The sequence below is a fragment of the Qipengyuania sp. SS22 genome (assembly GCF_025736935.1).
Lineage (GTDB): Bacteria > Pseudomonadota > Alphaproteobacteria > Sphingomonadales > Sphingomonadaceae > Qipengyuania.
In genome coordinates this window covers 923,349-937,389 of sequence record NZ_CP107048.1, presented here as the reverse complement: position 1 = coordinate 937,389, position 14,041 = coordinate 923,349, and the positions used below count along the sequence as shown (strand labels likewise).

The 14,041-nt window shown below is 63.5% G+C and carries 13 protein-coding genes; 5 read left to right on the top strand and 8 right to left on the bottom strand.

The window, feature by feature from the left end:
- The first annotated feature begins 6 nt into the window (after positions 1-6).
- The 5 genes from N6L26_RS04590 (at position 7) to hflX (ending at position 7,146) form a co-directional block, all read left to right on the top strand.
- The gene (locus N6L26_RS04590) at positions 7-1,419 is read left to right on the top strand and encodes a sigma-54-dependent transcriptional regulator (RefSeq protein ID WP_263606856.1); all 1,413 of its coding nucleotides are present in this window, start codon (positions 7-9) and stop codon (positions 1,417-1,419) included.
- 83 nt (positions 1,420-1,502) lie between these two features.
- A complete protein-coding gene (locus N6L26_RS04585) occupies positions 1,503-3,734 on the top strand; it encodes an ATP-binding protein (protein ID WP_263606855.1) in 2,232 nt (743 codons plus the stop codon).
- 6 nt (positions 3,735-3,740) lie between these two features.
- Positions 3,741-5,126 (top strand): sigma-54-dependent transcriptional regulator, encoded by a 1,386-nt coding sequence (locus N6L26_RS04580; RefSeq protein WP_263606854.1) that lies wholly within the window; start codon positions 3,741-3,743, stop codon positions 5,124-5,126.
- Positions 5,127-5,293: 167 nt separating this feature from the next.
- Positions 5,294-5,833: an RNA chaperone Hfq gene (gene hfq, locus N6L26_RS04575; protein WP_263606853.1), complete on the top strand. Its 540-nt coding sequence runs from the start codon at positions 5,294-5,296 to the stop codon at positions 5,831-5,833.
- 17 nt (positions 5,834-5,850) lie between these two features.
- Positions 5,851-7,146: a GTPase HflX gene (gene hflX / locus N6L26_RS04570; protein WP_263606852.1), complete on the top strand. Its 1,296-nt coding sequence runs from the start codon at positions 5,851-5,853 to the stop codon at positions 7,144-7,146.
- Here hflX and mazG read toward each other — a convergent pair.
- The 8 genes from mazG to N6L26_RS04530 form a co-directional block, all read right to left on the bottom strand.
- Positions 7,143-7,907 carry a nucleoside triphosphate pyrophosphohydrolase gene (gene mazG, locus N6L26_RS04565; protein WP_263606851.1) on the bottom strand — a complete coding sequence of 255 codons (765 nt, stop codon included), beginning with the start codon at positions 7,905-7,907 and terminating at the stop codon, positions 7,143-7,145. The genes hflX and mazG overlap by 4 nt on opposite strands.
- A 107-nt stretch (positions 7,908-8,014) precedes the next feature.
- Positions 8,015-8,182: a hypothetical protein gene (locus N6L26_RS04560; RefSeq protein WP_263606850.1), complete on the bottom strand. Its 168-nt coding sequence runs from the start codon at positions 8,180-8,182 to the stop codon at positions 8,015-8,017.
- Positions 8,179-8,946, bottom strand: a complete 768-nt coding sequence (locus N6L26_RS04555; RefSeq protein WP_263606849.1) for an MBL fold metallo-hydrolase — start codon at positions 8,944-8,946, stop codon at positions 8,179-8,181. The genes N6L26_RS04560 and N6L26_RS04555 overlap by 4 nt, the downstream gene beginning before the upstream one ends.
- Entirely contained in the window at positions 8,943-9,719 is a 777-nt protein-coding gene (locus tag N6L26_RS04550) for a TatD family hydrolase (protein WP_263606848.1), read from the bottom strand. Before N6L26_RS04550 ends, N6L26_RS04555 begins: the two co-directional genes overlap by 4 nt.
- Entirely contained in the window at positions 9,719-11,278 is a 1,560-nt protein-coding gene (metG, locus tag N6L26_RS04545; protein ID WP_263606847.1) for a methionine--tRNA ligase, read from the bottom strand. Before metG ends, N6L26_RS04550 begins: the two co-directional genes overlap by 1 nt.
- The gene (locus N6L26_RS04540) at positions 11,271-12,221 is read right to left on the bottom strand and encodes a DNA polymerase III subunit delta' (RefSeq protein WP_263606846.1); all 951 of its coding nucleotides are present in this window, start codon (positions 12,219-12,221) and stop codon (positions 11,271-11,273) included. Before N6L26_RS04540 ends, metG begins: the two co-directional genes overlap by 8 nt.
- A complete protein-coding gene (gene tmk, locus N6L26_RS04535) occupies positions 12,221-12,859 on the bottom strand; it encodes a dTMP kinase (RefSeq protein ID WP_263606845.1) in 639 nt (212 codons plus the stop codon). Before tmk ends, N6L26_RS04540 begins: the two co-directional genes overlap by 1 nt.
- Positions 12,856-14,016: a D-alanyl-D-alanine carboxypeptidase family protein gene (locus N6L26_RS04530; RefSeq protein ID WP_263606844.1), complete on the bottom strand. Its 1,161-nt coding sequence runs from the start codon at positions 14,014-14,016 to the stop codon at positions 12,856-12,858. The genes tmk and N6L26_RS04530 overlap by 4 nt, the downstream gene beginning before the upstream one ends.
- Positions 14,017-14,041: the final 25 nt, after the last annotated feature.

The window sequence follows — 14,041 nt, the reverse complement described above, 5'->3', positions numbered from 1 at the left end:
AGAACGATGGCGCATACTGTTCTGCTGGTCGAGGACGACAAGGGTATCGCCACGGTCATCACCGAGGCGCTGCGCGAGGAAGGCTTCGATGTTACCGCCTGCGAAAGCATAGCGCGGCGCGATGCCTTGCTGACCGACAACCGGTTCGACGTGATGCTCACCGATGTGATGCTGGAAGATGGCGACGGGCTCGCGTCGATCGACACCGTGCGCAAGCTGGCCCCAGCGATGCCGGTCATCGTGCTGTCGGCGCAGAACACGCTCGATACGGCGGTGCGCGCAAGCGATAGCGATGCATTCGAATATTTCCCCAAGCCGTTCGACCTCGACGAACTGACGCAGGCCGTGGCCCAGGCGGTCGCCAGTCGTCCGTCGAGCGAGCGGGAGGAGGAGGCCGAGGACAGCGCGCTGCCGCTGATCGGGCGCAGTCCTGCGATGCAGGGCGTCTACCGTATGATTACCCGCGTCCTGCGCAACGATCTTACCGTGCTGATTACCGGCGAAAGCGGGACGGGCAAGGAACTGGTCGCCGAGGCAATCCACCAGTTGGGCTCGCGCAAGACCGGGCCCTTCGTTGCGGTCAACATGGCGGCGATCCCGCACGATCTGCTCGAAAGCGAGCTGTTCGGCCACGAACGCGGGGCTTTTACCGGCGCAGTGAGCCAGCAGATCGGCAAGTTCGAACAGGCCAATGGCGGGACGCTGTTTCTCGACGAGATCGGCGATATGCCCGCCGAGGCACAGACCCGCCTGTTGCGCGCGCTCCAGTCGGGGCGGATCCGGCGGGTTGGCGGTCGGCAGGAGATCGGCGTGGATGTGCGTATCGTCGCAGCGACCAATCGGGACCTTGCTCCGATGATTGCCGACGGGCGGTTTCGCGAAGACCTCTATTATCGGCTCAACGTCGTCCCGATCCATTTGCCGCCGCTGCGCGAACGCCCGGAAGACATCGGGGCCCTTGTACGCCACTTCCTCGGCCAGGCGGCGGGGGAGGGGCTTCCGCTTCGGCAGGCGAGTGTCGATGGGATCGAAGCGCTCAAGGGACGGGCATGGCGCGGCAATGTCCGCGAATTGCGCAATGCGGCGTTCCGGCTCGCGCTGATGGCGCGCGACGACACGATCGACCGCGCGGCGGTTGAAGACGTGCTCCCGACGGCCCGGACCGATGAGGACAATGGCGCCAAGCACGGTTTCGAGGCCGCCGTCGAAGCATGGGTCGACATGACCCGCCCGGCAGACGGCGCGGTGTATCATGCTGCGCTTGCTGCGTTCGAGAAGCCGCTGTTCGAACTGGCGCTCGAACGGACCGAGGGCAATCAGCTTCGCGCGGCGCGCCTTTTGGGCATCAATCGCAACACCTTGCGCAAGCGACTTTCAGAACTCGACATCGCGCCGGAAACCTTCACCCGTAGGCGATAACGTCGACATCCATCCGCTGCCGTCCACAACTGATCGAATTTGTCCTTGCAACTTTGCAACAGTGCCGTTGTATGTCCGCCACGATGACGACGGCTATAGCACAAACACGGCGGCAGATACCGCGCTGGTGGCGCAGGTTCGTGGTTACCTCGCGGCGGCAGAATCTCTTCGGCTATATCGAGGTCACTGCAGCGATCGCCTTCCTGATCATGGTGGCCAGCACCTGGGCCACGTTCACCAATGCGCCGCCCGATGGCGCATTGCTGCCATCGCGCCAGGTCGCAGGCCTGCTTATCGGCACGCTTATTCCCGCCATGGCACTGCTGGTGCTGGCGGGCCGGCGCGTGGCGCTGAAGCGTGCGGCCGGAAGCACGGCGCGGTTGCATGTCAGGCTGGTGTTCTTCTTCTCGCTGATTGCGGCTGTGCCGACGCTGCTGGTCGCGGGCTTCGCTGCTTTCCTGTTCCAGTCCGGGGTGGATTTTTGGTTCTCGGACAATTCGCGCGGCCTGATGGAGAATGCCAACCAACTGGCCGAGGGATATTACGAGGAGAACCAGCTCGATCTCGGCAATGAAACGATCTCGATGGCGATGGATATGCGCGCCATCCTTGGCCGGGTCGAGGTGACCGATCCCAATTTCGCGCTCGTCTATCAATATCAGGCCGAGCCGCGCGACGTGATCGAGAGCGCCATCCTGCAGGCGATGCCCGATGGTTCGATGCGTACGGCGGTCGTCTACGGCCTCAATGAGGCCAGCGATCCGCGCGCCTTCGCGCAGAACTCGCTGGAGCGGTTGTCGAGCGGCGAACAGGTGGCGGTGCGCGGCAGCGCCGAGCGGATCGAAGCGGTCGCGCCGATCGATCGCGCTGCCGGGATCTATCTCTATACAGCGCGCAATGCGGAAGCGGGCTCGTTCCGTAGCTGGCAATCCGCGCGCTCGATCTCGACCGCTTACGACGAACTGACCAAACGGGCGCGCGCCCTGCAGTTGCGGTTCAATCTGGCGCTGTTCTTCGTTTCGCTCGCGTTGGTCGGCCTGGCGGTATGGTTTGCGCTGCGCTTTGCCGATCGCCAGGTCGAGCCGCTGACCGATCTGGTGGCGGCGGCGCACAAGGTGGGGGCGGGCAATTTCGCACTGCGCGTCGAAGGACGCACCGGCGCGGACGAGATCGGCCTGCTCAACCGCGCTTTCAACCGCATGACCGCGCAGCTCGAAAAGCAGACCGACGCGCTGCTGTCAGCCAATACCGAGCTCGAAGAGCGGCGCAGCTTCATCGAGGCGGTGCTGGAATCGGTCAGTGCAGGCATCATTTCCGTCGATGCCGATCTCAACGTGCTGTTGATGAATGCCGGCGCGCAAGCGATGCTCGGCAACGAGGCTGCGGGAGGACACCTGCCCGAGACTCTCGACGATCTTGCCCCGCAGATCGGTGCGATGGTCCGTGCGGGGCTCTCGCGAGGGGTCATCTCGCACAGCCGCAACGGCGAACTGCTCACGTTGGCGGTCAAGATCGGTCCCGAAAGCGATGGTCATGTGATCACCTTCGAGGACATCACCCGCCAATTGCTCGACCAGCGGCAGGCCGCCTGGTCGGATGTCGCGCGGCGAATTGCGCATGAGATCAAGAACCCGCTCACGCCGATCCAGCTCGCGACCGAACGCCTCAAGCGCCGCTATCGCAAGCAGATCGAAATCGATGGCGAGCTGTTCGACGAGCTTACCAATACCATCGTGCGGCAGGTCGGCGACCTGCGGAAGATGGTCGACGAGTTCTCCAGCTTCGCGCGGCTGCCCAAGCCGACCTTCCGCACCGAGGATGCGATCGACCTTATCCGCCAGTCGCTGTTCCTGCAGGAAGTCGCGCATCAGAATGTGGATTACCGCTTCCACACCACCGAAGCCGCGCCGGTGCGGATCCAGTGTGACCGGCATCAATTGGGACAGGCGCTGACAAATACGCTCAAGAACGCCTATGAGGCGATCGAGGCGAAGGCGCACACTGCCGATGTCGATTACCGCGGGAAGATCACGGTCGAGGTCGAGCCCGGCGACGAGGCGGTGACGGTTTCGATCCAGGACAATGGCATCGGCCTGCCGCAGGACCGCGTGAACATCCTCGAGCCCTATGTGACGACGCGCGAGAAGGGCACCGGCCTCGGGCTCGCGATCGTCAACAAGATCGTCGAGGAACACGGCGGCGAAATGACATTCACCTCGGTCGAAACCGGGGGCACGCGCGTGACCATGCGGTTCGCGCGCGATCCGCTCGCCCTCGATGGCGACGCGCAGACAAGCATGAAAAAAGAAGGATAGGGACGCATGGCGCTGGATATTCTCATCGTCGACGACGAACGCGACATCCGCGAACTGGTTGCGGGAGTGCTGAGCGACGAGGGCTATGAATGCCGCACCGCTGGCGACAGCACCTCGGCGATCGAGGCGATCGATGACAAGCGCCCGAGCCTCGTCCTGCTCGACGTGTGGTTGCACGGCAGCCCGATGGACGGACTCGAAGTGCTCGACGCGATCAAGGCGCGCGAGCCGGACCTCCCGGTCATCATCTTTTCGGGCCACGGTAATATCGACACTGCGGTCAGCGCGGTCAGCCGCGGCGCGGTCGATTTTATCGAGAAGCCGTTCGAAGCCGAGCGTCTCCTGCATCTCGTCGAGCGTGCCACCGAAACCGAACGCCTGCGCCGCGAGAACACGCGGCTGCGCGAAAACCAGGGGCAGGGCGACGAGTTCACCGGCAATTCGGCGGTCATCAACGCCGTCCGCGCCACGCTCAAGCGGGTTGCCAGTACTGGGAGCCGGGTTCTGGTGACGGGTCCTGCCGGTGCCGGGAAAGAAGTTGCCGCGCGCCTGTTGCACAGCTGGAGCGCGCGAACCGACAAGGCTTTCGTCATCGTCAACTCTGCGCGGATCACGCCCGAGCGGTTCGAAGAGGAACTGTTCGGCGAGGAAGCAGATGGCAAGCTCGTCCGTCCGGGACTGCTGGAGACCGCGGATGGCGGCACGCTGTATCTCGATGAAGTGGCCGACATGCCGCTGTCGACGCAGGCGCGTATCCTGCGCGTGCTGACCGAGCAGAGTTTCGTTCGCGTTGGCGGGACCCGGCAGATCGGCGTCGACGTTCGCGTTGTTTCTTCGACCTCGCGCGATCTGGCCGGCGAGATGGAGGAGAAGCGCTTTCGCGAGGACTTGTTCTACCGGCTAAACGTCGTCCCGGTCGAAGTTCCCTCGCTCGCCGCACGCCGCGACGACATCCCCGCGCTCGCCGACAGTTTCTTTGCCCGCTATGCGACCGAGCAAGGCCTGCGGCCGCCGACGATCAGCGAAGAGGCCATGGCCGCGCTCCAGGCCTATGACTGGCCCGGAAATGTGCGCCAGCTGCGCAATGTGGTCGAGCGCACCATCATTCTGACCCCGCGCGACAGCCTCGAACGGATCGAGGTCGACATGCTCCCCGAAGAAGTACTCGGTGGCAAAGGCAGTGGTGGCGGCGGGGTCGGGGCGATGATGGGCGCCCCGCTACGCGAAGCGCGCGAGAATTTCGAACGCGAGTATCTGACTGTGCAGATCCGTCGGTTTTCCGGGAATATCTCGAAGACCGCGAACTTCATCGGGATGGAGCGCTCGGCGCTGCACCGCAAACTCAAGCTACTGGGCATGGTCGAGCGCAAGGGGCCCGAGCGGAAGAACTGACGCGTCCCGCGAAAGTTGCGCATTGTCTGACAAAACAAGGAATCCGTTGCGCTACTTGGGATTGTCTTCCACAATAACGGGGTTCGCGAACATTTGCGAATGCACTCGGGCGTGGTGGGCGCCCAGATTGCGGCCCTTCCAAGGGCTGCCAAAAACGGGAAAAGTACATGTCCGGCGATCGAACACTTTCGGCACGACCGCGTCCAAAATCGCCCGAAACGGGCCCGGCAAGCCGCCCTGCGAACTTGCAGGACGCCTTCCTCAATCTGCTCCGCAAGAACAAGGCTCCGGTGACCATGTTCCTGGTCAAGGGCGTCAAGCTTCAGGGCATTGTCACGTGGTTCGACAATTTCTCGATCCTGCTGCGCCGCGATGGCCAGTCACAGCTTGTCTACAAGCATGCGATCAGCACGATAATGCCCGCGCAGCCGGTCGATACCACGCAATTCGCCAGCCAGGGATCGTCCGCCAAGCAGCGCCTGCTGCAGGATGTCTTCCTCAGCCGGGTGCGCCAGGCCGAAGCGCAAGTGACGATGTTTCTGGTCAATGGCGTCATGTTGCAGGGACGGATCGCCGCATACGACCTTTTCTGCATGCTGCTCGAGCGCGACGGCTACGTCCAGCTGGCCTATAAGCACGCCGTATCGACAATCCAGCCAGCCACCCCGGTCGATCTGACCGAGGAGTGGGAAGAAGACGACAGCTGAGCTTCGACGATGACCTGATGGGCGAGGTTTCGCGCGGGGCGCGGGCACTGGTGGTGTGCCCCGACATCCGCGGGATGGCCTATGACCTCGATGCGCAGTCGCGGCTTGCCGAAGCCGAGGGGCTTGCGCTGGCGATCGGCATTGCCATTGCCGACAGCTTCGTGCTCCCGGTGCGCGAAGTGCGGCCGAACCTACTGTTCGGCGCGGGCCAGGTCGACAATATCCGTATCGCCTGCGAGCAGAACGAGGCCGAGCTTGTCGTCGTGGATGGCGCTTTGAGCCCGATCCAGCAGCGCAATCTGGAAGAAAAGCTCGCGCGCAAGGTTATCGACCGGACCGGACTGATTCTCGAAATCTTCGGCGAACGCGCCGCGACTGCCGAAGGCCGATTGCAGGTCGAGCTCGCGCATCTCGATTACCAGCAAAGCCGCCTCGTGCGCAGCTGGACCCACCTTGAACGGCAGCGCGGGGGGTTCGGCTTCCTCGGCGGTCCGGGTGAGACCCAGATCGAGGCCGACCGCCGGATGATCCGCCAGCGGATGGGGCGGCTGCGCAAGGAGCTCGAACAGGTCCGCAAGACGCGCGGCTTGCATCGTGAACGCCGCGAACGTGCGCCATGGCCGGTGGTGGCACTGGTCGGCTATACCAATGCGGGCAAGTCTACGCTGTTCAACCGGCTGACCGGGGCTGCGGTGATGGCGGAAGACCTGCTATTCGCCACGCTCGACCCGACCATGCGCGCGATTACCCTGCCGGGGGTGGAGAAGGCGATCCTGTCGGATACGGTGGGCTTCATCTCCGATCTCCCGACACAGCTAGTGGCCGCTTTTCGTGCGACGCTGGAGGAAGTCACCTCGGCCGACGTCATCTGCCACATACGCGATATTTCGAACCCCTCGACCGCTGCGCAAAAGGCGCAGGTGTTGCAGATTCTGCGCGATCTCGATGTGATCGAGGGGGAAGGGGAGGCCTCGTCGATCCCGATCCTCGAAGTGTGGAACAAATGGGACCAGCTTGAGCCCGCCCTGGCCGATGAATTGGCCGAACAGGTCGATGCAGGCGAGGATATCGTGGCGACATCGGCGCTGACGGGCGAGGGAGTGGATCTGCTGCTTGAACGCCTCGGCGAAATGCTGACGCGTAACGCCGCGCTGCGGACTTTCGAGGTTCCGGCGGGCGATGGACGCAGGATCGCATGGCTGCACGCGCATGGTGAAGTGATCGAGGACATCGAAACCGAGGACGGCGGTTCGCGGCAGATCACCGTACGGCTCAACCCCAAGGAACTGGGGCAGTACGAGGCGCTGGCCTAACCGGTTTCGCGCTTGGCGCGCTGCCAGTATTCTTCCTGTCGGTCGAGGTCGAGCGCGGCGAAGTCTTCGCCTTCGTTCTCGGATAGCTGTTCCATTACCTTGAAACGGCGTTCGAATTTGGCATTGGAGGCGCGCAGGGCCTGTTCCGGATCGACGCCGTAGCGCCGCACGATATTGACCGCGACGAACAGGACGTCGCCGGCTTCGAGCAGGCGCTCCTCGTCGGTTTGGGCTTCGTCGAGTTCCGCCAGTTCTTCTTTCAGTTTTGCGAGCGGACCCGCGCTATCGGGCCATTCGAACCCGACGCGCGCCGCGCGTTTCTGTAGCTTGTGCGAACGGAGCAGGGCGGGCAGCGCCTTGGCGACGCCGTCCATCGCGCTGGTGGCACCCGATGCGTCGCGCTCGGCTGCCTTGATATCTTCCCAGCGGCTCTCTTCCACGACGCCGCCTTCATCGCCGAAGATATGCGGATGGCGTGCTTCCATCTTGTCGCCAATGTCGCGCACGACATCGTCATAGGTAAAGGCGCCAGCTTCTTCGGCCATGCGCGCGTGGAAGACGACCTGGAACAACAGATCGCCAAGTTCGCCGCGCAGATCGTTCAGATCGTCACGCTCGATCGCATCGGCGACCTCGTACGCTTCCTCGATCGTATACGGCGCGATCGTCGCGAAATTCTGCGCCGTATCCCATTCGCAGCCGGTTTGCGGATCGCGCAGGCGCGCCATGATTGCCAGGAGCCGGTCGGTTTGCTTGGACATGATCACGACTTACCGCCGAGGGGGAGCATTCGGAAGGGCTACTCAGACGGCATCCACGACGCGAATACCGGTGTGATAATATATATTATGTTAAATTAAGAGCGGTTTTAGCGCGCGAGATCGATGAACAGGATCACCACCGCGAATATGCCTGCCCACGCACCAGCCATGAAAAAGCCCTTCCTCCAGCCAAGCTCGCGCGCACGAAAGCCGGCGGCAACCAGGATCAGGAAGCCCGTAAGCGAAATCAGCGAGACAATCTGGTGTTCGTTCACGCGGTCATCTCCAATCCGTCGAAGCCGACCGTCACATGGTCCGGCACGTCCGCGCATAGGCTGCGGTAATCCATGCTCTTGTCCATATGCGTCAACACGGTCCGCTTGACCTTAGCCTTGCGCGCCAAATCGATGGCCATGTCGAGATGCGCATGCGTTGGATGCGGACGCCTGCGCAGACAATCGACCACGAGGATATCGGCGCCCGAGAAGCATCGGACCATGGCAGGCGTTATCTCGCTGAAATCGGTCGCATAAACGATTGATTTTCCATCGGCATCGAACCGGAACCCCGTACTCGTCACCGGGCCGTGCGGCATTTCGACATGATCGAAAGAAAAGCCCGCAACCAGTTGAACGTCCTTGATATCTTTGAGCGATACCATGGTTGGATAACCGAACTGGCCTTCGAAGACATAGTCGAACCGCCGCCGCAGGCGTTCACAGGTCACGCTGCTCGCGAAGCCCGGCAAGGGATTGCTGCGATCGTAGCGCATGACGCGCAGATCATCGATCCCGTGGCAATGATCGGCATGGTCATGCGTCCAGAAGACCGCATCGACCTTCTCGATATTGTTGCCGAGCAATTGCGCACGCAGATCGGTCGAGGTGTCGACAAGGATCTTCTGGCCGGCGTCGTTTTCGACGATCACCGAAACGCGCGAGCGCCGGTTGCGCGGTTCGGCGGGATCGCACTCGCCCCAGTCATTGCCAATCCGCGGCACCCCGGTGGAGGTGCCCGAGCCAAGCATCAGTACCTTCACGCGGCCGCCTTGCTGAAGAGCGCGTAGAAGTTACGTGTCGTATAGCCCGCCAGGCTCTCAAGGCTTTCCCCGCGCAGATCGGCAAGGAATTGCGCGGTGTCGCGGACGAAGCCCGGCTCACACGGCCTGCCGCGGTGCGGAACGGGCGCGAGGAACGGGCTGTCGGTTTCGACCAGCAGCCGATCTTGCGGGATATCCTTGGCGAAGGTCTGCAAGTCCTTGGCATTCTTGAAGGTCACGATGCCCGAGATCGAAACCGACAATCCGAGGTCGAGCACACGCTCACCGAATTCGGCCGAGGCGGTGAAGCAGTGGATCAGCGCGGGGAAGGCGCCCTTCCCCAGCTCGTCTTCGAGGATCGCCAGCGTATCGGCCTCGGCATCGCGCGTATGGATGATGACGGGGAGCTGCACTTCGCGCGCGACGTCAATATGCAGCCGGAACAGCCGCTGCTGCGCTTCGCGGTCGGAATGGTCGTAATAATAGTCGAGCCCGGTTTCCCCGATCCCGATAACATTGGGATCGCGCGTGGCCTCGAGCAATTCGGCGCGCGTCAGGTCGAGATGATCGTCGGCATTATGCGGATGGATGCCCACGCTGGCGAAGACGTCCGGTTTCGCCTGCGCAGTCCCGACGACCTGGTCCCATTCGGCCCGCTTGGTGGAAATGTTGAGAAAGGCTTCCACCCCTGCCCCCCGCGCCCGGTCGAGCGCTTCGGATTGATCTTCGACCAGGCCTTCGTATTCGAGATGGCAATGGCTATCGACAAGCATCAGGCCGCCTCCTCTTGCACCAGCTCCAACCGCGGGAAGACGGGGGTCGGTTTGTCGATCGTATGGCCCGTAGCGGCAAGACTCTCGAACCATTCCGCATTCGCAAGATCGGCGTAGTTCCGGCGGTCACCCGCAATGCCCAATTGGTCGAGCACAGCGCCGGCCTTCTCGGGGATCACGGGCTGGATGGCGATCGCCAGATCGCGGATGGCGATGAAGAGCGTCTGCAGCACGGCCGTCATCCGCTCAGGGTCGGTCTTCTTGAGCGCCCAGGGAGCCTGTTCGTCGACATAGGCATTGCAGGCATAGACCGCCTTGAGCCAGGCTTCGATCCCAACCGAGAACGCCAGCTGCTCGAATTCGCGCGGCAGGATTTCGGCGCAAGCTTCGCCGACCTTGGCCAGCAGAGCCCTGTCGTCAGCTGCCGGGGTGAAGCTTTCAAGCTTGCCGTCCATATTCTTGACGATCATCGACAGCGTGCGCTGCGCGAGGTTCCCAAAGCTGTTGGCGAGTTCGGCATTCACCTTGTTTACAAGCGCTTCTGCCGAATAGCTCCCATCCTGCCCGAAGGTAACCTCGGCCATCAGGAAGTACCGCAGCGCGTCGACGCCGAATGTCTCGGCGAGTTCCATCGGGTCGGTAACATTGCCCGCCGATTTCGATTCCTTGACGCCGCGGTTGAGCAGGAAGCCGTGCCCGAACACCTTCTTCGGCAAGGGTAGATCGGCGCTCATCAGGAAGGCGGGCCAGTAGATCGTGTGGAACCGGACGATGTCCTTGCCGATCAGGTGCAAGTCGGCGGGCCAGAATTTCTCCCACATCTCGCCGCCATCGGGATAGCCGACCCCGGTGATGTAATTGGTCAGCGCATCGACCCAGACATACATCACATGCGCATCGTCGCCGGGGACTTTCACGCCCCAGTCGAAGCTGGTCCGGCTGACGGACAGATCCTGCAGTCCGCGCTCGACGAAGGCGATCATTTCATTGCGCCGGCTCGCGGGCTCGATGAAGCCGGGCTTGGCGAGCAGTTCGAGCAAGGGCTCGGCATAATTCGACAGGCGGAAGAACCAGGTTTCTTCCTCGGTCCATTCAACCGGCGTGCCCTGCGGCGACAGCTTTTGCCCGCCCTCGCCTTCGACCAGTTCCTTCTCGTCGTAATAGGCTTCGTCGCGGATCGAGTACCACCCCTCATAGCGATCGAGATAGAGATCGCCCTTGGCTTCCATCGCCTGCCAGATCGCCTGGCTCGCGCGGTGGTGATCGGCATCGGTGGTGCGGATAAAGCGATCATAGGAGATGTTCAATACGTCGAACAGCTCCCTGAAATATCCCGACATTTCATCGGCCAATTCGCGGGGGGTAACCCCCAGGTCGCGCGCTTTCTGCGCCATCTTGAGCCCGTGCTCGTCGGTGCCGGTCTGGAAGCGTACCTCGCGCCCCTGCAGGCGCTGGAAGCGGGCGATTACATCGGCCGCGATCGTCTCATAGGCATGGCCGATATGCGGCTTGCCATTGGGATAGTGGATCGCGGTCGTCAGATAATAGGGTTCAGCCATCGGCCCGCTCGCTAGCCGTAGCGGCGTTGGCGAGCAAGGTGCCGATTTCCATCGCGAGCAATCCGGCGTCGAAATTATAGGTCGGCTGTTCGCCGGTGAGCCGGACCAGCTCGCTATGCGTATCGATCACCGGGCGCGGATCGGCGAGGCCGGGGTCGAGCCGTTGCGCGACGACCGAGCGCGCCAGTTCAAGAACGGCGCGAATCCGGTCGCGGTCGGGCCGCGCGCCGATCAGTCCCGCCAGTGTGCCGCGTAGCTGGAAATCGGGATCGCCGCGGTCGAGAATGTTGCGCATCGCCTGTGCGACCTTGCCGAGTTCCATGTCGACGAACTGGAGCGCTGCGCCGGGAGACCCGGCTGCCGCGGCGATGGCCGCCGCGCGGGTCAAATCGTCCGCATCGGTCGCCAGATCGGCAAGCAGGCGATCCATGTCGCTGTCGGGGATCGTCGGGAAGCGGAGCACACGGCAGCGCGAGCGGATCGTCGGCAGCAGCCGCGCGGGACTGTGGGCGACCAGCAGGAAGAATGTACCCACCGGTGGTTCCTCCAGGCTCTTGAGTAGCGCATTGGCCGCGTTCCGCTCGAGGTCGTCGGCGGGATCGATGATGATCGCGCGGCGGTCGCCCAAGGTTGGTCGCGTGCTGAGACGGGTCTGCATGGCGCGAATTTGCGCGATCCGGATACTGCGCGCCTGCTCGAACGGCTTGCCGTCGGCGCGCTTGCGCTCTTCCTTATCGTCCTTGGGTCCGTAGGTCAGCGTGTGGATATCGGGATGATGCGCTGGGCCACTCTCGCCTGCGCCTACCAGAGCTCGGGCTGCGTCGAGCGCAAAGCTGGCTTTCCCTAGCCCCCGACGACCGGCGAGCAACCAGGCATGATGCATCCGCTCGCCGCCAAGCGCTTCGCGCCATTCGTGCCAGGCGGTTTCGTGACCGAGTAGCATTAGGAGGGGGTCCCGAAGTGCTGCATAGCGGCACCGAGAACGCGCTGGTGGACCTGTTCGACCGTTCCATTGCCATCGACGATCGCGAAGCGTTCAGGCTCGCTGCGTGCGAACTCGAGGAAGGCGGCGTTGACCGAGGCGTGATAATCGGCCGCGCGCCCGCCGATCGCGTCGCTGGTGGCGCCGTCGCGCTGCGCGAGACGTGCTGCGACATCTGCCGGTGGGACGTCGATGACGATCGTCAGATCGGGGACCAGGCCCGCGCTGCCGATTTCATGCAGCGCGGTGACACTGGCGTTCCCAAGCCCCCCGGCCATCCCCTGGTAGGCGCGGCTTGAATCGAGGAAACGGTCACACACCACCCAGGCGCCCGCATCGAGCGCAGGTTTGATCCGGCGCGCGACATGATCGGCGCGCGCAGCGGCGAACAGCAGTGCTTCTGCCTCCAGCGTCCACCCCTCGCCCGGCGGCGTCAGAAGCAAGGCGCGGATCGCTTCGGCTCCCGGCGTACCCCCCGGTTCGCGCGTCAGTTCGACCTCGTGGCCCTGTTCGCGCAGGTGGTCGGCAAGCAGGCGCGCCTGGGTGGACTTGCCCATGCCCTCCCCGCCCTCGAAGGCGATGAATGCCCCGCGGGTCACGCGACCCAGCTCCGCATGGCATTGAAGACGCGCTGAAGCATGGTTGCCTCAAGCACCTCCTCGCTGGCTACAAGCGGGACACGGTGGTCGGGCATGCCCTCGATCGAGACGATCAGCTCGGCGACTTCCTCACCCTTGGCGATCGGCGCCTGCAACGGGCCTTCATAGCGCAGCGCCAGCGAAACCTCGGGCTCGGTACCCATGGGGACCGAGATCCGCACCGGACCTGCCGCGGAAAGCCCCACTTCGTCGGCCCCGCCCTGCTGCACGCGGGCGCTGGTGATGCGCGCACCAGTGGTGAACAGCACACGGCTGTCGAAATGCTGGAAACCCCATTCGATGAACTGGCGCGAGGCGGCATTGCGTTCCCGCCCGCCCGGGCTACCCGCCACGACCATCACCAGCCGTCGGCCGTCGCGCTGCGCGGAGCCGAGGAAGCCGAACCCTGCCTGGTTGGTATAGCCGGTCTTGATCCCGTCCGCTCCCGGCACCACCCCGATGATGGGGTCGTGATTGCGTTGCTCGATCCCGTTGTACTTGAGGCCCTTCGCACCGACGAAATGGCGGTATTTCGTCGGATGGCGGGTCACCATGACCTGCGCCAGCGCCCCGAGATCGCGCGCGGTGACGAAGGTCTTGCCGTCGTCCATCCAGCCATTGGGAGTACCGAAATGGCTGTCCGCCATGCCGATATCGCGCGCCTTGGCGTTCATTGCGGCGACCCAGTCTTCGACCGACCCGGCAGCGCCTTCGGCCAGAACCACGGCACCATCATTGGCCGAGACGGTGGTCACACCGTGAAGTAAATCGTCGACCGTTACCCGCGCATCGGCAGGCAGGAACATGGTCGATCCCTTGCGGTGCCACTGGCGGAAGGTGTCGGGCCGGACGCCATAGACCTGCTGCGGGAACAGCCGCCCCTCCTCCATCCACTCGAAGGCGAGGAAGGTCGTCATGACCTTGGTGATCGAAGCGGGCATGAAGCGGCGGTCGATATCGCGCGCGTAGAGAATCTGCCCGCTCGACGCGTCGAGCAGGTAGGCGATCGGCGCATTCTCTGCGGGGGGAATCCGCGGGTCGGGCGCGCTTCGTGCGCCGAGCGGTGAAGCGACGAGGACTGTTGCCAATACAGCCAGCGAATTCAGGCAGTTACGCAAGTGTGCTCCCGGCCGGGCGAGAGCC